This is a genomic window from Bacillus sp. FSL W7-1582, from assembly GCF_038593325.1.
Lineage (GTDB): Bacteria > Bacillota > Bacilli > Bacillales > Bacillaceae > Bacillus > Bacillus altitudinis.
Genome location: NZ_CP151987.1, coordinates 1,345,043 through 1,367,957, shown reverse-complemented (window position 1 = coordinate 1,367,957; position 22,915 = coordinate 1,345,043). Strand labels below are relative to the sequence as shown.

Annotated in this window: 18 protein-coding genes; 3 read left to right on the top strand and 15 right to left on the bottom strand. The window is 40.9% G+C overall.

Annotated features, from left to right (window positions below; genetic code table 11):
• Nucleotides 1–15: 15 nt before the first annotated feature.
• Nucleotides 16–900, bottom strand: coding sequence for a cation diffusion facilitator family transporter (locus tag NSQ11_RS06980; protein ID WP_017359428.1), 885 nt, complete (start codon nt 898–900; stop codon nt 16–18).
• 294 nt (nt 901–1,194) lie between these two features.
• On the opposite strand from NSQ11_RS06980, the gene NSQ11_RS06975 reads away from it, so the two are divergent.
• Entirely contained in the window at nt 1,195–2,367 is a 1,173-nt protein-coding gene (locus NSQ11_RS06975; protein WP_035392226.1) for an aminotransferase A, read from the top strand.
• A gap of 25 nt (nt 2,368–2,392) precedes the next feature.
• Here the strand turns inward: NSQ11_RS06975 and NSQ11_RS06970 are convergent, their stop codons facing one another.
• Together NSQ11_RS06970 and NSQ11_RS06965 are read right to left on the bottom strand one after the other, a co-directional pair.
• Nucleotides 2,393–4,219 carry a PAS domain-containing sensor histidine kinase gene (locus NSQ11_RS06970; RefSeq protein ID WP_212338818.1) on the bottom strand — a complete coding sequence of 609 codons (1,827 nt, stop codon included), beginning with the start codon at nt 4,217–4,219 and terminating at the stop codon, nt 2,393–2,395.
• A 156-nt stretch (nt 4,220–4,375) separates the two neighbouring features.
• A complete protein-coding gene (locus tag NSQ11_RS06965) occupies nt 4,376–6,502 on the bottom strand; it encodes a penicillin-binding protein 2 (protein WP_046343408.1) in 2,127 nt (708 codons plus the stop codon).
• A 336-nt stretch (nt 6,503–6,838) separates the two neighbouring features.
• Between NSQ11_RS06965 and NSQ11_RS06960 the strand changes: the two genes are divergently transcribed.
• Nucleotides 6,839–7,636 carry a CAP domain-containing protein gene (locus NSQ11_RS06960; RefSeq protein ID WP_017359431.1) on the top strand — a complete coding sequence of 266 codons (798 nt, stop codon included), beginning with the start codon at nt 6,839–6,841 and terminating at the stop codon, nt 7,634–7,636.
• A gap of 114 nt (nt 7,637–7,750) precedes the next feature.
• On the opposite strand, the gene NSQ11_RS06955 is transcribed toward NSQ11_RS06960, so the two are convergent.
• The 10 genes from NSQ11_RS06955 to NSQ11_RS06910 all read right to left on the bottom strand — a co-directional run bounded on the left by NSQ11_RS06955 (nt 7,751) and on the right by NSQ11_RS06910 (nt 19,305).
• Complete coding sequence (locus NSQ11_RS06955; RefSeq protein ID WP_212338816.1) at nt 7,751–8,623, bottom strand: NAD(P)-dependent oxidoreductase; 873 nt, start codon at nt 8,621–8,623, stop codon at nt 7,751–7,753.
• 13 nt (nt 8,624–8,636) lie between these two features.
• A complete protein-coding gene (locus NSQ11_RS06950) occupies nt 8,637–9,422 on the bottom strand; it encodes an SDR family oxidoreductase (protein ID WP_046527707.1) in 786 nt (261 codons plus the stop codon).
• 76 nt (nt 9,423–9,498) lie between these two features.
• Complete coding sequence (locus NSQ11_RS06945) at nt 9,499–11,460, bottom strand: methyl-accepting chemotaxis protein (protein ID WP_326110363.1); 1,962 nt, start codon at nt 11,458–11,460, stop codon at nt 9,499–9,501.
• A 115-nt stretch (nt 11,461–11,575) separates the two neighbouring features.
• On the bottom strand, nt 11,576–12,604 hold the full coding sequence (splB, locus tag NSQ11_RS06940; protein WP_007498710.1) for a spore photoproduct lyase: 1,029 nt from the start codon (nt 12,602–12,604) through the stop codon (nt 11,576–11,578).
• 80 nt (nt 12,605–12,684) lie between these two features.
• Nucleotides 12,685–12,927 carry a transcriptional regulator SplA domain-containing protein gene (locus tag NSQ11_RS06935; RefSeq protein WP_034657834.1) on the bottom strand — a complete coding sequence of 81 codons (243 nt, stop codon included), beginning with the start codon at nt 12,925–12,927 and terminating at the stop codon, nt 12,685–12,687.
• A gap of 98 nt (nt 12,928–13,025) precedes the next feature.
• Entirely contained in the window at nt 13,026–14,744 is a 1,719-nt protein-coding gene (gene ptsP, locus NSQ11_RS06930) for a phosphoenolpyruvate--protein phosphotransferase (protein WP_008348058.1), read from the bottom strand.
• Nucleotides 14,744–15,010: a phosphocarrier protein HPr gene (locus NSQ11_RS06925; protein ID WP_003211078.1), complete on the bottom strand. Its 267-nt coding sequence runs from the start codon at nt 15,008–15,010 to the stop codon at nt 14,744–14,746. Before NSQ11_RS06925 ends, ptsP begins: the two co-directional genes overlap by 1 nt.
• A 93-nt stretch (nt 15,011–15,103) precedes the next feature.
• A complete protein-coding gene (ptsG, locus tag NSQ11_RS06920) occupies nt 15,104–17,203 on the bottom strand; it encodes a glucose-specific PTS transporter subunit IIBC (protein ID WP_046527708.1) in 2,100 nt (699 codons plus the stop codon).
• Between the two features lie 202 nt (nt 17,204–17,405).
• The gene (locus NSQ11_RS06915; RefSeq protein WP_017359435.1) at nt 17,406–18,260 is read right to left on the bottom strand and encodes a transcription antiterminator; all 855 of its coding nucleotides are present in this window, start codon (nt 18,258–18,260) and stop codon (nt 17,406–17,408) included.
• A 55-nt stretch (nt 18,261–18,315) separates the two neighbouring features.
• On the bottom strand, nt 18,316–19,305 hold the full coding sequence (locus NSQ11_RS06910) for a LacI family DNA-binding transcriptional regulator (RefSeq protein WP_269380059.1): 990 nt from the start codon (nt 19,303–19,305) through the stop codon (nt 18,316–18,318).
• Between the two features lie 93 nt (nt 19,306–19,398).
• Between NSQ11_RS06910 and NSQ11_RS06905 the strand changes: the two genes are divergently transcribed.
• On the top strand, nt 19,399–19,542 hold the full coding sequence (locus NSQ11_RS06905) for a hypothetical protein (RefSeq protein WP_008348070.1): 144 nt from the start codon (nt 19,399–19,401) through the stop codon (nt 19,540–19,542).
• A 55-nt stretch (nt 19,543–19,597) separates the two neighbouring features.
• Here the strand turns inward: NSQ11_RS06905 and NSQ11_RS06900 are convergent, their stop codons facing one another.
• Nucleotides 19,598–20,692, bottom strand: coding sequence for a Xaa-Pro peptidase family protein (locus NSQ11_RS06900; RefSeq protein WP_017359437.1), 1,095 nt, complete (start codon nt 20,690–20,692; stop codon nt 19,598–19,600).
• Nucleotides 20,693–20,796: 104 nt separating this feature from the next.
• Nucleotides 20,797–22,716: a heavy metal translocating P-type ATPase gene (locus tag NSQ11_RS06895; protein ID WP_060832282.1), complete on the bottom strand. Its 1,920-nt coding sequence runs from the start codon at nt 22,714–22,716 to the stop codon at nt 20,797–20,799.
• Between the last annotated feature and the right edge of the window lie 199 nt (nt 22,717–22,915).

The window sequence follows — 22,915 nt, the reverse complement described above, 5'->3', positions numbered from 1 at the left end:
GGTGGTATCGCCTTTTTACGTTTGTGTGCTTCTTTCACTTTCAGGTTCTACATGAATAAAGATTTGTGCATGCGGAAACGCCTGCTGGATGTTCTCTTCAATTCTATCACATAATTGGTGAACATCTTCAATGGTTGTTTTTCCATGAACAATCAAATGGAAGTCAATATATTCTTCAGCACCGGATCGTCTTGTTCGAAAGTCATGATATTCAATGAATTCTTGGCTGAATGTTTGAATGATGGCCTCTATCGCTTGTTCTTCTTCCGGGGTTAACCGGGCGTCGACAAGCGGCGGGAAGGCTTCCTTCATGAGTTTAAACGCTTCACGCATAATATAGAGCGCTAGCACCATTCCAATAATCGGATCGAGGAAATACCAGTCCGTTAATGCAACAAGCAATAAACTAATGGCAACCCCTAGTGACGTAAACACATCTGTTAAAAGATGCAGCGCATTCGATTTCATGGCAACAGAATGTACTCGCTCTGCCTCTTTGTTCACAACTCTCGACACAACAAAATTGATAAGTGCCCCGATCAGCATGACCACAATACCAAGTACCGGCAGTTTAACAGGCTCTGGATGCATTAATTTATGAACACATTCATAAATGATCCAAATCCCAGCAACAAAAATCAACAAAGTTTCAATCGTTCCAGAAATATTCTCAACTTTCCCATGTCCATAAGGATGTTTTGAATCTGCCGGCTTTCTTGAAATACGAACAGAGATAAATGCAATAAAAGAGGCCATTAAATCGAGAAAAGAGTGAATGGCTTCTGATAAAACCGCAACAGATCCAGTTAACACCCCTACAATGATTTTAAGGACCACAACAAACGTATTACTCATGACGGATAAAAAGGCTATTTTCGATGTCTTTGCTGATTGATCCATCTATTATCGTCCTCCTTCAGGAGATCGTATGCCTGTGAAAGCAATTCCCATGACTCGATTCTCTCGTTCTTTCAGTTTATACCGTTTTGCCTTATTCTAATCATCTTAAGCAGAGCTGTATTTTCCGAGCAGGTTACGCTATAATAAATGTTGCTCTTTCTTCATCTATCACTCATGCTGTGATGGATAGGAGAATAGACTACATATAACGATATCCGAAGCCTTTCCGCAGGTGACATTTATGCAGTGAATGGTAAAATAGGATAAAAACATAAATTTTTAAGGTGATGAGAAATGGAGCATTTGCTGAATCCAAGAGTAAAGGATATTGAAATTTCAGGCATTCGAACATTTTCAAATCTCGTATCTTCATATGAGGATGTCGTTTCATTGACCATAGGTCAGCCCGATTTTTATACGCCGCATCATGTCAAAACAGCTGCCAAAACAGCCATTGACGAGAATTTCACCTCGTATACTCATAACGCTGGGTTTCTAGAGCTAAGACAAGCGATCCAGCAATACATCAAAAAGAAAGTCCATCTTGATTATGATGCAGAGACAGAAATCATTGTGACAACAGGTGCGAGTCAAGCAATTGATGCTGCGTTTCGAACCATTTTGACTGAAGGCGATGAGGTCATCCTGCCCGGCCCTGTGTACCCTGGCTATGAACCGATCATTCGGATGTGCGGTGCGGTGCCCGTGCATATTGACACAACAAATGCCGGTTTTAAATTAAATGCCAAGCTGATTGAAGATGCATTAACGGAAAAGACAAAGTGTGTTGTCCTTCCATACCCTTCAAATCCAACTGGGGTCACGCTATCAGAAGAAGAATTGAAAGAAATTGCACAGCTTCTTGAAGGAAAGGATATTTTTATTCTATCTGATGAAATTTATAGTGAGCTGACATTTGATCGTCCACATCATTCCATTGCTTCTTTCTTAAAGGAACAGACGATTGTCATCAATGGACTGTCAAAATCTCATAGCATGACCGGATGGAGAATCGGCTTTTTATTTGCTTCCGCTCCTATTGCTAAACATGTATTAAAAGTACATCAATATAACGTGTCTTGTGCCTCGGCTATCTCACAAAAGGCGGCACTTGAAGCAGTGACAAACGGTGTGGATGATGCACTAATCATGAGAGAGCAATATAAGAAAAGACTCGACTATGTATATGATCGACTCATTTCTATGGGGCTTCCGGTCATTAAGCCTTCCGGCGCTTTTTATATTTTCCCTTCCATTGAATCGTTTGGGATGAGTTCATTTGATTTTTGCATGGAGTTGTTAGAAAGTACAAAACTTGCGGTCGTACCTGGTTCTGCTTTCTCTTCACTTGGAGAAGGATATGTGCGCCTTTCCTATGCATATTCACTTGAAACGTTAAAAGAAGGACTTGACCGTCTCGAACAATTTGTACTTGAAAAGCGTTCCATACAATCAACAGACGGATGAAACAACGGCTCTCTTGCCGTTGTTTTTATTTTGCGGGAAACATGATGTGAAACACAGTCCCTTTCTCTGGGTGGCTATCTACCCGGATGGTTCCGTTGTGATTTTCTAAAATATTAAATGTCACCATGAGCCCAAGCCCTGTTCCCTTTTCTTTTGTCGTTAAAAAAGGTTCGCCGATCCGCTTCATGACCGATTCAGGAATACCAATTCCTTCATCTCTAATCGTGACAAGTATCCCTTCTTTTTCGGCTTTGGCGGTAATGTCTACCTTCCCTCCGTCCGGCATGGATTCGACGGCATTTTTGATTAAATTGATAAACACCTGCTTCAGCTGGTTTTGATCCCCATTCATCAGGAGATCCTCCTCAATATCACTTGTGTTCATCAAAATTCCATTTAAGTTGGCCTGTGTTTCTAGCAGAGCGGTGACTTCGCTAATGATTTTTTTCAAATCAAGCGTCTGCATGGATGCTGTTTGCTGCGGCTTCGCAAGCATTAGTAGCTCACTTAAGATGATTTCAATCCGGCTCAGCTCAGAGAAGACAATTTCAAAATATTGATCACGGTCTTTTGTTTTTGGTTTAATAAGCTGTAAAAAGCCCTTAATCGCCGTCAGTGGATTCCTTATTTCATGTGCAATGCCTGCTGCCAATTGACCTGCGATTGATAATTTTTCAGAGCGCAGCATGAGTTCTTCTGTCTGTTTTCGTTCAGATATATCTCTTAAAATAATTTGAACGGCTGTTTCACCAAAAAATGTGGTAGGGATACAAACCATTTCTGTATAAATCAACCGGTGTTTAAACGTATGGCAGCTCATCGTCACAATCTCAGAATCTGATGCTCTTTCGATAATACGTGATAAGCTCTTTTTGACTTTTTGCTGATCACATGAATGGATTTGATGAAAGATATCTTTTCCGATTAATTTATCGTAATGTTCGGCTTCAAATAATTTAATACCTGATTCATTCATAAATACCCATTTATGATCGTGGATGACGGCAATGGTATCAATCGAATTTTGGATAAGCAGTTGATACCGCTCTCTGCTTTTTTGAAGAACGGTTTGAAATTTTTTACGGGAAGAGATGTCCACTAAGAGTAAAAGTTCTGCCCGTTGATTTTGATAAATTGCCGGAGATGACTTCACCTCAATATGAATCATGCTCCCGTCTTGTCTTTTCCATATTTGTTCAATCATTCCGACTGGAAGGCCTTGCTGCAGTCTGTTGATTCGGCTTCTCACAATGTCATGGTACTCCTCGGCAATAAAATCAAATGCAGACTTGCCGATCATTTCATCTTTTGTACATACACCCATTAATTGCAGCATCGCATCGTTGGCATACACAATTTTCCCAAGCGCCGTAATACATAACGGATTTGGCAGCATGGCAATCAGATTTTCAGCTTCACTGACATCTTGGAAAGCCGGTAGACTGCCTAACGACTGTTCTGACACTTCTGTTGGTTGAAATGCTGCTTTTTGAGGCTCTGTATTCATTACCCTCATTTTCAGGATCATTTCTCTACTTAAATCGTTGTCTAACCCATCACAAGCAACAAAATCAATGCTTGCTTCTACCCATACAGCTGTAAGATCACTTCTAAGCAGTCTAAAGTGGCAAATCTCTAGCATGTGCTGATTATAGAAATAACTTTCGACGAGAAATTGATCTTCGGTATGAACAAAGTCTTTCAAAAAACACCCTAGTAAATCCTTTTGTTCATAGAACAAAAGCTGCTTACAATTGGAAGAAATGTAGAGAAAGCGGCCATTAGAAGAAAGAACGGCATGTAAATCAATATTCGAGTACAGCTGATTCGAATCTTTCATTTTTTGTTCCATCGTCGTCCGACCCTCCTTTAATTTTTTTAGGGCTGTCCTTAGTTTGATGTATAAAAAGGATTCGCTAGAAAAACCGTATTTTCCTCCCAATCTCGTGTGAAACGTCCATATTTTCAGCAAAAAGGGAGCACTTTCTCTTGCTGTGCTCCCTGCTGTTTATTGCTTTTCATATTTCTTTTGTAATTCAACGTACTTATCAACAATTTTACTTGGAATGGTTTTAATGACAGGATCTTTATCTGATACATACGGTGTGACGACACTAAATGCCACTTTCGGATTGGAAGAAGGATAATATCCTCCAAAGGTTAAGTTGTACGTGGCATTCCCCCACCAGCTCCGGTTGGCACCATAGTAGAAGGTTTGGGCTGTACCCGTTTTCCCTGCGACATCATGCTGACCGAACCGGCCAGCGGCAGTCCCGCCTGTTGATGTGACCATTTTTAGTCCCATTTTGACGCGGTCGATATCTGCTTTCGAGTTGTTAATGGTGTTTAGCACCTTCGGCTCATATTTCTTCACAACTGGACCTACTTCTTCCTTATTCGTTGGGAAGTGAACACTTTTCACCACTCTTGGCTGAATACGGTTACCTCCATTTGCGATGGTCGACATGTATTGTGCGACTTGAAGTGGTGTATACGTGTCATACTGGCCAATCGCTTCATCAAGCAAGAGTCCGCCGACTGTCTGAGGATGCGTCTGCATTCCGCTTGATTCCTGCGGCAAGTCGATGCCTGTTTTCACGCCAAGACCGAATTGCGCATAGTAGTTTCTCATTTTTTGTAAGTGTTCAGGTCTTGCCCGTAACGGGCCATCTTTTTGATAGGTGATCCCTGCCATTCTCATCGCCACTTGGAACATGTAAACGTTGGAACTTTTTTGGAGTGCCTGAAGGTCGTTAACCCATCCAAGAACTTTGTAAGACTGTTTAGGCTTTCCTCCACTTCCCGCAAAATACAGCGGTGTATCCAAATAGGATTGATTGTGTGACATGCCATCTTGATAACCAGAGAGGACAGTAGCTCCTTTGACAACAGAGCCCATTTCATACTGTGTCGTAAATGTTCCGATCGCATAATCTGTGACGTCCCTGCCGTCCATTTTCTTCCCTGACATCGCGAGAACATCACCTGTGTTAGGGTCCATCATCACAACAAAGGCACGGTCCATCATATAGTTTCTTGCACTAGCGGATCTTAGCTCTGATTCAACGATTTTGTCGACTTCCTTTTGCAGCTCCATATCAAATGTGAGTGCAAGGTCAAGTCCTCTTCGACCTTCTGTCCGCTTGATTTCATCAAGCAGTTTGCCGCCGACCTGTGTATATTGAACAGTTGCTTTTTCTGGATTGAGAAAATCCTCATATTGATATTCTAAATAACTTTTTCCTACTCGGTCATTTCGCGAGTAACCTCTTGCCATATAGTAATCTTCACGCTCTTTTATAATGCCTTGCTCTGGGGTGGTGACACCGCCAAGGACATTATAGAGGGTTTTTTCATACGGATATTTCCTTGTCCAGTCATTGATGACATTTACACCAGGCAGTTCATCAAGATGCTCTGATACAAGTGAGATCTCTTCGTATGTCAAACTTACGGATGATGTCTGTTTTGATTCTTTTGTTTCATCAAGCAGCGCAACTTTTTCGTCCCCTTTTTTCTCTTCGTTCGGGTCCATCGCTTTCACGATTTGAGGTTCAAAGGCATATCCGCCTGTAAACCTGCGATAGATCGCTGCAACTGCTTTTTCCTCTGCATCTTTTTCGATCGCCTTGACTTCTTTCTTAGGCACACGCTCTACTTGAAGAGGATAGACATCTTTTGCTTTAAGATTCTTTTGCTCTGCTTTTGAAATGAGCTTATCCGCTTCTTTCGGATGGCTGGCCAGCCAAAAATCTCGAATGTCACGCTCTCTCAAAAAATCTGTATCCATTTTTATATAAGTCGCAAGTTTTCTTGCTACTTTAATCTTATCCTCCGCTTTCACACCGCTTTCTGATGTATAAACGATGGCAGGTACACTTTCGTTATCAACAACGACTCTTCCTCTCGCGTCATACATTTTTCCTCTTGGAGACGGGTATGATGCTGTTTTGACCTCAGTTCGGTTGGCTTGCTTTTTATAATCCTCACCATTGACGATTTGCAGCACACCGAGCTTGATGACAAGTCCAGCAAATAAACTAAATACAGCGAAGAAAAAGAGATTAATTCTCCAGGCGTTCCGGCGCTTCATTTTTTTCTGCTCGGCAGCACCTTGATGCTGTTTCTCTCCCACTTATGTAGCTCCTCTCATCCTTTCAATCTTTTACAATTACCACTCATTATTGTAACACTTTTGTAATAGTTGTTACAGCGAAACAAGTGAAAAAAAGCTGTCAATCCCTATTCTGCAAAAAAATATACTAACACTTTAAAATATTGGTATGTTTATGTCGTTTTCTTTAAATAGAAAGATTCTCCATTCATTGATATGAAGAGACTCTTTCTATGACTTTAACAAAAATGACAAACGGGCGTTGTCAATGGAGGATGCTGGTACGTTTATAACAAAAAGTCCATGTTATGATTTTCTGTGAGAAAACAAAACAAAGATTTTAGGAGGAGTTACAAAATGAAAAAGAAATCATTCATTTTTTCAGCGCTGACAGCTGCTGCATTGATCACGTTCACTGGAGGGCATTCAGCTGATGCGAAAGAGCTTAACCTGAAACAAGTCATAAACGTACAGCATCAAGCCATTGATCTTCATACATTAGCTGCAAAATTACATATCTCTTCAGATGTAAACAAGCTAAGCACTTCAAATCAAAAAGAGATCGAAGCTCTATTAAACAAGCTGATCAAAAGTGGTCAACCTGTTACTGGTACAAAAGTGGTGAAAGAAGTTAATAAAGCAAAAAATGAGCAAAAACAAGAATCAGTGAAAAAACCAGCTACTTCTAAACCAAGCACACCAGCAAAAGAAAACACAACGAACAACAGCTCAAAATCTGATCAAAAAGACACAACTGCAACAAAAGCAGACAGCAGCTTAAATGCATTTGAACAAGAAGTGGTTGAGCTGACAAATAAAGAGCGTGCAAAACAAGGCTTAAAAGCTCTTTCTGTTGATTCTAAATTAAGCAAATCTGCTCGCGCTAAATCACAAGATATGAAAGATAAAAACTATTTCTCTCATACAAGCCCAACTTACGGATCTCCATTTGATCAAATGAAGCAATTTGGTATCACGTACAAAACAGCAGGTGAAAACATTGCTCAAGGTCAAAGATCACCTCAAGAAGTAGTAACAGCTTGGATGAACAGTGAAGGTCACAGAGCGAACATTTTAAACAAAAACTATACACATATCGGTGTAGGTTATGTGAAATCTGGTAACTACTGGACGCAGCAATTCATCGGAAAATAAGATCAAAAAAACCTGTCTCTATTTGGGACAGGTTTTTAGTTTGTCTTCTTTTTTCAGCCATGTGAGGGCTTGTTTACACGCTACAAACTGTTCCACCTAGGCGGGGCAGTTTTTTTATTTCACCCATAATTTATAGATGCTTTGTGTTCCGCTGTTTTCTTCGCCCTGTTCGCTGAGCTTTTCATATAATGACTTCGCTAGTGAAAGGCCTGGCATCTCTTCTCCCATCAGCTCTGCTTCTTCAAGTGCAATGCCCATATCCTTAATAAAATGCTTCACATAAAATCCTGGCTCGAAATCACCTTTCAGCATTCTTGGTGCAAGGTTTGACAAAGACCAGCTGCCGGCTGCTCCTGTTGTGATGCTTTTAAGTACCTGCTCTGGATCAAGTCCTGATTTTTCAGCATAGGCCATTGCCTCAGCCACACCTACCATCCCTGCTGCGATAGCAATTTGGTTACACATTTTTGTATGCTGACCACTTCCTGCAGGTCCTTGATATTGAATATTTTCTCCCATTTGCTGAAATAGCGGCAGGCACGCTTCATAGGCCGCTTTTTCTCCACCAATCATGATGGCCAGCGTGCCGTTTTGGGCTCCAACGTCTCCGCCAGAGACCGGCGCATCTAATGCAAATAGTCCTTTTTCCTTCGCTTTCGTTTCAATTTCTTTTGCCAGCTGAGGTTTCGATGTGGTCATATCAATGAGGTATGTACCAGGCGCAGCATGTGTCACGAGTCCATCTTCTCCTAAATAGACTTCTTCTACATCTGATGGATACCCGACCATTGTGATGACGGCATCTGCCTCCTTTGCGATCTCCTTTACGGTCGATTTCCAATGAGCACCTTTTTGAACCAATGTGTCTGCCTTTGCTTTTGTTCTTGTATAAACGAGAACTTCGTAGCCAGCATCCATTAAATGCCCTGCCATACTACGTCCCATTACACCGATTCCAATAAAACCAACTGTTTTGATTTGTGCCATCACGAATTCCTCCTTATAGAGACTTTGTCAATCCACCATCAATAATGAGGGTTTGACCTGTCATATATGTATTGGCTTCAGATAAAAGAAAAGCCGCATATGCTGCAAATTCCTCTGGCTGTCCGTAACGGCCCAGCGGAATCATACGTTCAGCTTGTGCTTTGATCTCTTCAACCGATTGTTGCTCCTCTTGTGCACGGTGTTTGTCCAACTGTTTCACACGCTCTGTTTCAATTTTCCCCGGGGCTAAGGTATTGATCAAAATGCCATTTTTGGCAAGCTCCTGGGCAGCTGTTTTTGTCCAGCCGGTAATGGCCGGTCTAAATGTATTCGACAGCATCAAGCCTGGGATCGGTTCTTTGACCGACATAGATGCAATATTTAACACTCGTGCACCTTGTTTTTTTAAATACGGCAAGGCTTCTTTTAATAACCGAATATAGCTGAGTAAATGAAGCTGAAATGATTCCATCCAATCTTCATCCGTTAAGGTTTCAAGTGTTCCTGTTTGAGGACCGCCTGTATTGTTCACGAGTATATCAAGGCGTTTTTCATCACCTGCTGCTGCGACGACAAGCGCTTTAATTTGCTCGGCGTCAGATACATCACATACTTGATACGTCAGCTTCCCTTTTACAAGCGGGGATAATTCTTTGACCGCTTCTTGCAGCGTGTGCTCATGTCTTCCCGAGAGCATCACATCTGCTCCCTCTTTTGCAAGATGAAAGGCAATGGCTTTACCGATACCTTGACTGCTTGCAGCGACCAATGCTTTTTTTCCAGATAGATTAACATGCATGTTGGCACCCTCCTCTGTTCATATTTTATCATACAAAAAGAACCTTGCTCACATGGCAAGGTTCTTTTCTGCAAGATTATAGTTTAAACCGATTGACTGCCTGACGCAGTGCCTGACTTGATTCGTTCAACATTTCTGTTGAAGTTTTCGTTCTTTCTAAAGCTTGTACTTGTTCGTCTGTGGAAGCATGTACTTCCTCAGCTGAAGCGGCGGATTCTTGTGAAATGGCCGCAATACTTTGAATGGAATCATTCATTTTCTGCTGTTCTTCAGTCATTTCATTGATTTGTGTATGAATGCTGTCAATGGAGCCGACAAGTGCCTGCATTTCCATTGTGATACTGCTGAGTGCCTCTCCTGTTGAATTGATGGCATCACCTTGTTCTTCATTCATTTTGCTTGCTGCTGTCATCGCTTCAGCTGCCTTTTTCGATTCATCTTGAATCAGTTTTACGGTTTCACTAATATGTTTCGTTGATTCCGCAGATTGCTCAGCCAGCTTTCTGACTTCTTCTGCAACAACAGCAAATCCTCTTCCGCTTTCTCCTGCTCTCGCTGCTTCAATACTTGCATTCAGTGCGAGTAAATTCGTTTGATCTGAGATTTCAGAGATCGCTGTTACGACGTTTTCAATATTTTTCGTTTTATGCTCAAGGTCAAGCAGCATTTGCTCTACCTTCTTCGATTCTTCATTCGCTTGTGTTGATTTTTGGACGAGCAGACCAAGAGCATCAAGTCCTCTATAGCTTGCATCTTCCGATGATTTTGAGTTGGTTTGCATTTGCGTGGCAAGCTCACCCATATGACGAACTTTTTCATACAAATGCTCTGATTTTTCATTAATGGTTTCCGCTTCTGATGCTTGTTTCGTCGCTCCTACAGCGACCTCTTGAATAGCCGTTGCAATCTGTTCACTAGATAGCAAGGTCTCGTTTGAAATTTGTGTCACTTCATCCGTTGATTTCACAACCTGATCTGAAGACTCTTTCACTTTTTCAATTAAATCCCTGATGCCTTCAGTCATTTGATTAAAGCTTTTCGTAAGGAAACCTATCTCATCCTGAGACTTCGACTCAAGCGAGCTGGTTAAATCGCCTTCAGACACTTTACGAACATGCTCGATGAGGCGTTTAATTGGTGTTGTAATGCTTCTAGCCAATAAGTAGCTTAGAATCATGGCAAGTATAATGGCAATGACAGAAATAATGATACTTGTCTGATTCATTTGTTCAGTGATCCAAAGAAGTTTCTTTTTCTCGAAGCTCACACCGATCGTCCAGTTTGCCTCTTTAATTTTTGAGATGACGGTCAGTTGTTTGTCATCATCAATACCCGAGTTGTCGATCGCTTTTTTCACAGAAGCGACTTTTGAGATATTTTTTCCTTGCTCTGTTGGATGTGCCAAAATGGTCCCTGTGCCGTCAACTAAGAAAGCCGTTCCCATATAAGGAATCTTTTGTTCTTTTATATAAGACTGAATGGAAGCCAGTTTCAAGTCAAGTCCAGCGACACCGACTACTTTCCCATTTCGTACGATCGCCTTCGTGGCTGAAACGACCATTTCACTTGTTGCTTTATCAATGTACGGATCTGTCCATAGGACTTCGTCAGGCTTTTCAGCCGCTTGAATATACCAGTCTCGTTTAGACGGATCATACCCTTCACCAAAATCGGACTCCGGGAAAGCAAACATTTTACCATCACTTGTTCCTATATAGGCAAGCGAGATGAGTTCATCCTGCTCCTGCAATCCTTTTAATTCATCGTTTTCAAATGCCAATGTCTGCTTTGTTTGTTTCTGTGCAAATTCTTCAGTAAGTGTACTTGTTGCCAATTGGTTAATCGTATCACCGTAATTCTCAAGCTTTAGTGCTATGATGTCTCTCATACTTTCTGCCGTTGCTGATGTCGTTGTTTTCGCATCTCGTTCAATCAGTGGTCTTAATACTAAATTGGAACCCACTTGAACTGCGACAACGGTTAAAATTAAAATAACTGAGATGAAAACAGCTATTCTCACTTGAAGTTTCTTAAACATCTCATCACCCCTACATCCTACTTTCGCATCTTAATGTGTATATCGGCAAAATTGGTACCGCATTCAATAGTTGTAAGAAAATTTAAATAGAAAAAACAAGCCATAATGACTTGTTTTAAGTAAAATATTCAATTTTTGCAGACGGAAAGTACTGTTCGATATATGATTCTAATGTCTGTCTAAGTTCTTGTTCTTCATCTTTTTGATAGATATATTTTCCAATTCCATATCTACCCCACTTATATCTTCTCTTTTCTTCATCTAGTTCTAGTTTTGTTTTTGGATAGTTTTTTTGGATGACACGCTTCGCCGGTTTTGTAAAACGGTGCTGAATCATTTCAAAGGTGATATCTTGTCTCACTTCTTCAGGGAGAGCTGCATCAAGTTTTTCAAATAGGACTTTATAGCCCTCTTGCCACCCTTCATGAATGTAAATAGGGGCAATAATAAAGCCCAGTGGATAGCCTGCTTTTGCTACCTTTACAGCCGCTTCAATCCGCTGATCGAGTGGTGATGTTCCAGGTTCGAAATATTTAATGACATAATCGGCATTGATACTAAAGCGGAATCTTGTTCGCCCATTGTGTTTTGCGTCTAACAAATGGTCTACATGATGAAATTTCGTAACAAAGCGTAGTTTGCCAAGATCGGTTTGACCAAAGTATTCAATCGCTCGTTTGAGTGTGTGAGTCAAATGGTCAATTCCTACGATATCAGATGTACACGAAGCTTCAAATCGCGTGATATCAGGTGCACGCTCGTTCATGTACTGTTCAGCCTGATCTAAGATCTCTTCTACATTGACATATGTGCGAATGTACGGCTTACTCCCCATCGTCGTTTGCAGGTAGCAATAATGGCAATGCCCCATGCATCCTGTCGCGAACGGAATGGCATACTCTGCAGATGGTTTAGATGTATCAAATTTTAAGGTTTTTCTCACGCCGATAACGAGCGTCGACTTTGCATTACGGTACTTTTGCAAATCATTTTTCCCCGGAATATTTCTCACTTGGTTGTGTGAGGTTGTTTCTCTAATTTCAATTCCCATACCTTCAAACTTTTCTTTCAGCTCTTGTCCTAATGGGTACTCTAGCGCCCGAGGTTCAATATACACAAGCTGGGGAACGAACGGTTTGATCATATTTAGCACATCCTTACCTTATAGGTTCATACCGTTACTTTAACCTCTCAGGGTGGCTTCTATCCTTTCTAAAATCTCCCTTATTCAAATAGATCTTGATAAAGGGCTTCTGCTTCTTCGTATGTTGGAAATACGGCATCATCAGGGGCTAATGGGTGATATGTTTCAAGTAGAAATAGCGCAAGCTCTTGTTCATTGTAAGGGTGTGAAACGATTTCCGCTTCTTTAATTTGTGCAACATTGGCTGCATGTGGATTTCGATAAATGACATATACTTGATCACCTGGCTTATAGTCAGAGAAAGACAAACTGGTCACCTCCATTTTTTATGTTAGGATGCCCTTCTCTGCAAGCGATATGACTGATTATGATAAAATTCGACAAAAAAACCAGACAGTTTGACCTGTCTGGTTTACATCACCTAGTTATGTTGAAACGTTTTTTTCACGAAATCAACCACTTCTTCAGTTGTACTCAGTGATAAAATATGCTCTTTAAATGATGCAGCTTCTTCCTTAGAAAGCTTGCTTAACTGCGTTCTTGCTGGAAGAATCGATGTTGCGCTCATTGAAAATTCATCTAATCCTAATCCAAGTAGGAGCGGGATTGCAATTTCATCTCCTGCCATCTCACCGCACATGCCAACCCATTTACCTTCTTTATGCGCTGCTTCAATCACAAGCGTTATGAGGCGTAAAATAGCTGGATTGTATGGCTGGTAAAGATAAGACACTCGTTCGTTCATTCGATCAGCAGCCATTGTGTATTGAATCAAATCATTTGTTCCAATACTGAAGAAATCTACTTCTTTTGCAAATTGATCTGCGATTACAGCTGTTGATGGAATTTCTACCATCATTCCGATTTCAATGGAATCAGATACTTCTGTACCAGCAGCAACCAATGCTTCTTTTTCTTCAAGTAAAATAGCTTTTGCTTCTCTAAATTCTGATAACGTCGCGATCATAGGGAACATGATTTTCAAGTTTCCATATGTACTTGCACGAAGTAACGCGCGTAGCTGTGTTCTGAAAATCTCCTGCTCTTCAAGGCAAAGGCGGATCGCTCTATAGCCAAGGAACGGGTTCATTTCTTTTGGAAGCTGCAAGTAAGGAAGTTCTTTATCGCCACCAATATCTAGTGTGCGGACAACCACAGCCTTGCCTTCCATCTTCTCTAAAACGGTTTTATACGCATCGAACTGCTCTTCTTCTGTTGGGAGCTGATCTCTGCCCATGTATAAAAATTCAGTACGGTACAATCCAACTGCTTCGCCGCCATTTTCAAGTACACCTTTTACATCTTCAGGTGTTCCGATATTTGCAGCTAGCTCTACGTGAACGCCGTCTTTTGTAACCGTTGGCTGGTCAACAAGTTTCGCCCATTCCGCTTTTTGAGCTAAGTAGTCTTCATGCTTTTTTTGATACGCTTTCACTTCATCTTCAGAAGGCTGAATGATGACGTCTCCGCTAATACCATCAACAATGATCAGATCATTGTTTTTCACCGTTTTTGTTGCTTCTTTTGTTCCAACAACTGCTGGAATTTCCATTGATCTTGCCATAATCGCTGAGTGAGAAGTACGACCACCGATATCTGTCGCAAAACCTTTGACGAATTGTCTGTTCAGCTGAGCTGTATCAGAAGGTGTTAAATCTTCAGCAATGATAATGACTTCTTCAGAAATCATACTCGGGTTTGGAATGTCAACGCCTAGCAAATGACCAGTGACACGTTTTGTAACGTCGCGAATATCCGCTGCACGTTCTTTCATGTATTCATTGTCCATTGCTTCAAACATTGTAACAAACATTGTTGCTGTTTCTTTTAAAGCAAATTCAGCATTTACTTTATCCGATGTGATTTTATCCTTCACTGGGTTGAGCAGCTCTGGATCACTTAACACAAGAAGGTGTGCAGAAAAAATATCCGCTTTATCTTGGCCAAGTTCTTTTAGCGCATGTTCTTTAATTGCTTCAAGTTCTTGTTTTGAAACATGAATTGCTTCTTCAAAGCGTTTCACTTCTGTCTCTGGATCATTGATGTCTTTTTGGTGAACTGTTAAATCTGGTTCTTCTAGACGATATGCTTTTGCAATCGCAACGCCTGCTGAAGCACCGATTCCTTTCAGTTGTTGCATTACTCGCCTAGGCCTTCACTTTTCATTGTGTCTTTTAGCGCAGCAAGTGCATCATTTTCATCAGAACCAGAAGCAGAGATTGTGATTGTAGCACCTTTCGCAATTCCTAGAGACATTACACCCATAATAGATTTCAGGTTCACTGTTTTACCATTATATTCTAAGTTGATATCAGCATCATATTTACTAGCAGTTTGTACAAGAACTGTTGCAGGACGTGCGTGAATTCCAGAATCTGCAGTTACTTTGAATGTTTGTTGAGCCATTTTTATCAATCTCCTTTTTATACATTTCATACATCCACAATATTATATCATACTGCCGAGCTTGTCATCTAACAAGAACGGCAGTTATGAAAATTATTTTGAAATTTTCATGATGTTTTCTTGGCCAGCTTTGATTTCACCGGATTCTTGAAGGTCAATAAATTGTCCTTCACTTAAGTTTGTAAATACAATTGGTGTCATTAAAGATGGTACTTCTGACTTAATTTTATCAATATCAACCTCTAAAAGTTTTTGACCGATTTCTACTTGATCTCCCTCTTGTACAAATGCTTCAAATCCTTCTCCTTTGAGGCTGACTGTATCAATCCCGAAGTGAATCAAGATTTCAAGTCCACCATCAGACTGGAGGCCGATGGCGTGTTTTGTTGGGAACACATTTAAGATTTTTCCTCTTACTGGTGAAACCACTGTTCCCTCTTTTGGCAAGATAGCAAAACCGTCACCCATCATTTTCCCTGAGAATACTTGATCTGGCACATCTGTAATTGGATGCAGCTCCCCTGTAATTGGTGAAGCAAACGTTTCTTCCCCTTGTTCGTTTTGAAGCGGTTTTGCAATGACTTCTTCAACCTGCTGGCTAACTTCTTCTTTTGCAGAAGGGTCTTTCGCTGGTCGAGGTGTGCGCCCTGCAATAATGTCCTGCATTTGTGTTTTTAAATTATCAGAGCGTGGTCCAAAGATGGCCTGGATGTTATTCCCTACTTCAAGGACACCTGAAGCGCCAAGCTTTTTCAAGCGGTCTTTATCCACTTTTTTCTGATCATTTACAGTGACACGTAAACGCGTAATACAAGCATCTAGGTGTTTAATGTTTTCTTGGTCACCCATTGCTTCAAGAATTTCATAAGGTAAGTCATCGCCTTTTCCAGATTGAGCGTTGCTTGCACCGTCAGCTGCTTCATCTTCGCGTCCTGGCGTTTTCAGATTAAACTTGCGAATCGCAAATCTGAATCCGAAGTAGTAAATGACAGCTAGTACGAGACCGACTGGAATGACAAGCCACCAAGCGGTTCTATTCGGCAGGATACCAAAAAGGAAGAAGTCGATTAACCCTCCTGAGAAGGTCATCCCGATTTTCACGTTTAGAATATCCATTATCATAAAGGATAATCCAGCAAATACACAGTGAATCGCAAATAATATCGGTGCAACAAACAAGAATGAGAATTCAAGCGGTTCAGTGATCCCTGTTAGGAAAGAAGTAAGGGCCGCTGATCCCATAATTCCTGCTACAAGCTTTTTATTCTTAGGTTTGGCTTCATGGTAAATCGCAAGTGCTGCTGCTGGAAGTCCAAACATCATGAACGGATATTTCCCTGTCATGAATGTACCGGCTGTCAGCTGAACACCATCTTTGATTTGCGCCATGAAAATACGCTGGTCACCACGGATAATATCTCCTGATAAGCTCTTATAGCTAAAAAATTCATACCAGAATGGTGCGTAGAATATGTGGTGCAGACCAAACGGAATTAATGAGCGTTCAATGACACCAAATACAAAGGCAGCTAGCGGCTCATTCGCTGCAAGCAATCCTGTTGAAAATGAGTTCAATGCACCTTGTATTGGCGGCCAAATGACGAGCATCAAAAGCCCTAAAATAAGTGCTGAAATCGACGTAACGATTGGAACAAAACGCTTACCAGCAAAGAAGCCAAGATATTGCGGGAGCTCAATTTTGTAAAATTTATTAAACATATAAGCCGCTAATACCCCGACAATAATCCCGCCAAACACGCCGGTAGACAAGGTCGGTATGCCGAGCATATTCACATATGCTGGATGACTTTCCTTAAAGAACTTAGCCAATTTGATTGAATCGGATGGAATGGAACCGTTGGCCATTAATACGGCACTCATCGTTACGTTCATGACAAGGTAACCGATGATCGCGGCAATCCCTGCCACACCGTCTCCATTGGCAAGACCGATGGCAACCCCTACAGCAAATAGGAGCGGAAGATTCGAGAAGACAATATTCCCCGCATTCTCCATAACACTAGCAACAAGCTGAATTGTATCATTGCTTAAAAATTGAGCGACATCAATCAGCTGCGGATTTTGCATCGCATTTCCGAGTGCTAGTAAAATACCAGCAGCAGGAAGGATCGCAACTGGAAGCATAAGTGCTCGTCCAATTTTTTGCAACACACCAAAAAGTGATTTAAACACTGGTTGAACCTCCTTTTGTTTTCGCTTACAACATGCATTTCAATGACACACTGACATACATTTCATAATTAACCGTTTACATTTCACTTTCAGAACACAAAAAAGGCATGGTGATATAAGGTTGCGCAAATAACAGGATCTTATCCTGTATTTACCTTAAGTCACTCATGCCTGATCGAATCAGTTACACGTTTCAAGGAAACTATGAAATTTTATTCGTCAATCTGTACAGGTGTAGTGTCAAGTAGACAGCTTCGGCATCTTGTACAGGCTTTTTCAATGCATGTTGCAAAATTTTGATCATTTTCCAAGCAGTATTGTAGCATAAAGGATATTCATTTTTCAATAGATGAAGCAACTTTTCTGGCTCCTCTAATGATTCTTCCCGTTTAATACGCTCAATCGAAAACGTAATATGGCGCAGTAAGCGTAAATAATGAATACTTTCTCTATCTACTTTCATATGAAATGCATCTTCTATGACTTGGACCATTTGTGTCATGAGCTGTGAATGACGGTTGACCTCGGATAAAGGCCGGTTCGTTAAAGCAGAATGAATGTGGAGCGCAATAAAGCCAATCTCTCCTTCGGGCAGCTTTGTTTCAACATCTGGCCGCGCATTTATCAGTTCCACGACTTCCTTTGCGACCTCGTATTCTTTCGGGTATAAGGATTTCGTTTCAAGCATAAAAGGATTGGTGATATCATAGCCTTGCTTAACTCGCTTAAAGCTAAAGGCAATATGATCTGTCAGTGCAATGTGAATATGCTCATTTAAACGATGCCCCATTTTTTCTCGTATATGATAAATGACGTCATTGGCAAGCTCAATCATGTCCTCATTTATGTGGTGCAGCAATTGTTTGTATTCTGTTTGCTCTTTTGTATTCTTTAACACAAACATTTTCTCAAATGCCGCTTGATCGAGAACGTCACCCGATTTTTTCCCAAAGCCGATCCCTTTATCAATCAGGACCACTTCACCTAAAGAAGGGTGTTTTGCGATGATGACATTATTATTTAACGCTTTATCAACGGTGAAGGATTCCATGAACATCCCCACCTCCTTCTTATTCAATCCTTCTTATCGTACAAAACAGATGAAACGTGCGTCAACGATTGTTTTTCAAAATAGTCGTTGTGCGCTCAACGAGTCGATATGACAGCACTCTTTTTTCTGGTGCCTCACCTTGTAATGCTTGCTTGAACAAGTCAAATGCTTCCTGCCCCATTTGTTTGAGGGGAATGTCTATACTAGAAATCCCCAATGCTTCACTCAATTGATCGTTTTGAAAGCCAAGTATGGCTGGTGATTCTCCAACGTTTATTTGGTGACGCTGTGCTTCTAGTAAAAAACCTGCTGAGACATCATCGTTCGTAATCAATAAGGCTGTCGGACGATTTTTCATCTCTTTCCATTCTCTAAATAATTGCTTGCCATCAAAAATGGTCAGTTTTCCTTCAATGATCCATTCATCATCAATGTCCTGCCCAAGCGACCGCATCATTTCTTGATAAGTCTGAATGCGAACTTGGCTATTCTCCCCTTCTGTTCTAGCAAGAACGATTGCGATTCGCTCATGACCGCATGCCGCTAAGTGTTCAAGCCCTTCCTTAAAAGCCTGATCATGCGCAATCGATACCGATGAACATGGATCATGCGGAGTAGGATGACAAAAGATAATAGGACCAGATTCCTGCCACTTTAAAATGTCTCGATCACTTAACGCATTTGAGCAAAAGATTAAACCATCCACACGTTGCTCTTTTAAGCTCATTAATGCTTCTTTTTCCTTTATTGGGTCATATCCTGTTTGAAACAAGGCAAAATGCATTCCACGCTCCTGTGCTTTCTCTGCAATCCCTGTGACAATTCCGCTGAAATAGGAGTGATCAATTGTCGGAAGCACAATTCCAAGCATATTGGAATAGCCCTTTGCTAAATGCACTGCCTGAATATTACGTGTATATTTGAGCTCTTTCATCGCACTAAGTACGCGCTCTCGCTTTTCTTCTTTGACATAAGGATGATCATTCATCACTCGTGATACAGTGGTAACAGATACACCCGCTCTTTTCGCAATATCCCTTATGTTAGGCATTTTTTCTCCTACTTTCTCTTGATATGGTAAGCGTTTCATACTTTAAGATGTATGTGAGCTGAACAAATCACTGGGTGGAAAGGGGAATTCAAGATGGGTATTATCATATGGATCATATTATGTTTGACTATTTTGTTTTCTGCTCGATTCGCACTACATCCTTTAGGAAAAGAACATAAAATCAAGCCGTTTCAATCAATTGATGATTTCTTTGTTGATAAGGATCGCAAAGAGTGACAAAAAAATCACGATGACGCTCCCAATACTTGGACGTTCATCGTGATTTTTTTCATTACTTGATGATCGTCAACTCTTTTGGATAATTGGTTAACGTGACTGGGCCATCTTTTGTAATGAGAACATCGTCTTCAATTCTAACCCCGCCGACTCCAGGTACATAAATACCCGGCTCGATCGTATAGACCATCCCTTCTTTTAGAAGGTCATCATTTGCTTGACTCATAGAAGGGAACTCATGAACAGAAACCCCGAGTCCATGCCCTAGACGATGCGGAAAGTATTCGCCATACCCTGCTTCTGCGATCAGCCCTCTTGCTTTTAAGTCAAGGTCACCAATTCTCACACCCGGCTTGCTCATATCAAGTGCTGCCAATTCGGCTTTCAAGACGGTGTTGTAAATATCCTTTTGTTGTTCAGACGCTTCTTGATAGATGAAGGTTCTTGTAATATCTGAACAATAGCCATCCACAATCACGCCAAGGTCAAATAAAACAAAATCACCTTTTTTCAAGGCTGCCTGTCCCGGATTTCCATGAGGTTCTCCTGATTTTTCTCCAAATAGTACCATGGTTGAAAAGGACATGCCCTGAATGCCTTTTTTCTTCAGTTCATATTCGATGACAGCAAGAACTTCGGTTTCCGTCACCCCTTCTTTTAGGGCATGAACCCCAATTTTAACGCCTTCGTCTGCCAATTGAGCAGCTTTTTTCAATGTTTCAATTTCAGCTTCGTCTTTAATTAGTCTTAGCTGATTGAGCACATCTTCTGCCCGGACGAATGTTTCTGCCCCAGTGACAGCTTGAAGCTGCTCTGCTCTTTGCAAAGGAATGGATTCTTTTTCAATCGCTAGGCGAGTCGCTTTTACTCCTCGTTTTTCTAGTGCCTTTTGTATGAAATCAAAGGGGTTTTCATGGTCTTCATATCCAATGAGATCTCCAGCCCATCCCGCATTTTTTGCTTGCTCAACTTCCATCTTAGGCAAAATGAAAAATGGATCTGCTTCCTGAAAAACAAACAGCCCCATCACTCTTTCATGCGGCTCTGTGAAGTATCCAGATAGATAGAATACATTCTCCTTTGTATGTATAAATGCACCTTGAATGTCTTTTTTCTTAAGCCAAGAAGACAAGTTTTTCATTCGATTCATCGTGATCCTCCTCACACGTTTGACTACTGATCTATTGTATCAGTTTTCACTGTATTTCGCACAAAAGCGCACTGACCTAAAGCCAGTGCGCTTTTGTGATTTGCTTAAGAAGCACGAAGCAAACGAAGTCCGTTTAAAATAACCAAAATCGTACTGCCTTCATGCCCAATGACACCAAAAGGTAAATCAAGAACTTGTAAGAAATTCGCACAGATTAAGAGACAAATAACAGTTAATGAAAAGATGATGTTTTGTTTAATGATTCGGTTCATCTTTCTTGAAAGACGGATCATCTTTGTCAGATTGTTTAAGTTATTTTTCATTAAAATGAGGTCTGCTGTTTCTAAAGCAACATCTGTGCCTCCGCCCATTGCGACGCCAACATCTGCTGTGGCGAGTGCAGGTGCATCATTGATTCCATCTCCGACCATAATGATCGAATCACCTTGTTTTTTCAGTTGATTGACTTCGTGTACCTTTTCATCTGGAAGACATTCAGCGACAACGGTTTGGATGCCTGCTTCCTCTGCAATCGCTTCAGCTGTTTTTTGCTGATCCCCTGTGAGCATGACGGTTTGGATGCCTAAATCATTCAGCTCCTGAATCATTTTTTTAGCTTCAGGTCTGATTTGATCCTTCAAACCGAGACAGCCGACAACTTCTTGATTCTTTTGAACATAGACAACTGTATAGCCTTTGGATGAAAGAACATCACCATTCTCTTCAATGTCACGATCCATTGAAGCTTTTCCGGCAAAATCTTTCTTCCCAATCCGCCATGTGTCCTCATTTAATTGTGCTTCCACACCAAAACCTGATGTTTCTTCAATGGTTACGTGGGCTGTCCGCTCTGTATGATGCTCTTTTGCCATATCAGAAATGGCTTTAGCTAATGGATGATTTGACTGACTTTCAATTTGATAGAGCGCTTGATAAAAGGTCGATTCATCTTGCCCTTTTGCCAAGACCACTTTTTCAACAGCTGGTTTTCCACTTGTAATCGTACCCGTTTTATCAAATGCAATCATCGTACTTGTGCCCAGTTTTTCTAAAAAGACACTTCCTTTTACAAGCATACCGTTTCTTGCACCGTTTGAGATGAGTGAAAGAGCTGCTGGCATAATTGAGGCAACAAGTGCACAAGGCGAGGCAACCACCATAAACACCATCGCACGGTAAAACGTTTCACTCATGCTCCAGCCAAGTACAAAATGAGGTAGGAACATTAAAATCGCTACAGTGATGAGCACACCTTTTACATATGCACCTTCAAATTTTTCAATAAACGCTTGGCTTGGCGATACACTTTCTTGTGCAGATTCCACCAGCTTAATGATTTTATGAAAAAGTGTTTCTTCATTATGTTTTGTTACTTCTACTGTTAATGAACCATTTAAATTCACTGTTCCTGCAAACACATCTTCCCCTTGCCCTTTTTCCTGAGGCACCGATTCACCCGTTAAGGCAGATTCGTCTACACTTGTTCTTCCGCTCATGATCACACCATCTGCTGCAATTCGTTCGCCCGCTTTGATTAAAATACGGTCGCCTGGCGTAAGTGAAGAAGCAGCGATTTGGATGGTGGTGCCATCTTCTTCAATTAAAGTGGCTTCATCTGGAGCGATACTCATTAAGGCCGTTAAGTCTTTTTTACTTTTATTTGACGTATACGTTTCTAGCGCACCGCTCAAAGAAAAAATAAAAATTAAAATGGCGCCCTCTGCCCAGTAGCCAATGATCGCTGAGCCTATCGCAGCAAATATCATTAAAAGTTCTACATTTAATGTCTTGGATGAAATGGTTTCTTCAATTCCTTCCTTTGCCTTTGCAAAACCACCAATAACAAAAGCAAGAATGAAAAGTGGAATACTCCACATCGTTTCGTCCTTTAGAAACCATCCAATCAAGATGAGAATCCCCGAAATGCCTGCTGCGATTAATTCTCCGTGCTGTGCCCATTTTTGAAAGAGCGAGTTGGATCCCTTTTGATCTGTCGTTTGATAAAGTGCTGTATTCTCATTCATGATTACTTTCTCCTCTCTAATTGATAATGATTTTCACATTATCAATCGTTGCCCGTTCCGTTTATCATCTATATTTTCTGCTATTTCAAGCTTTTTATAGGTCTGTAACTCATTATAACAGGTTCTGACCAATTTTCAATTAATAATTATTATAATTTCTTCTTGATAATAATTATCATTATTAGCATCCGACATTTCT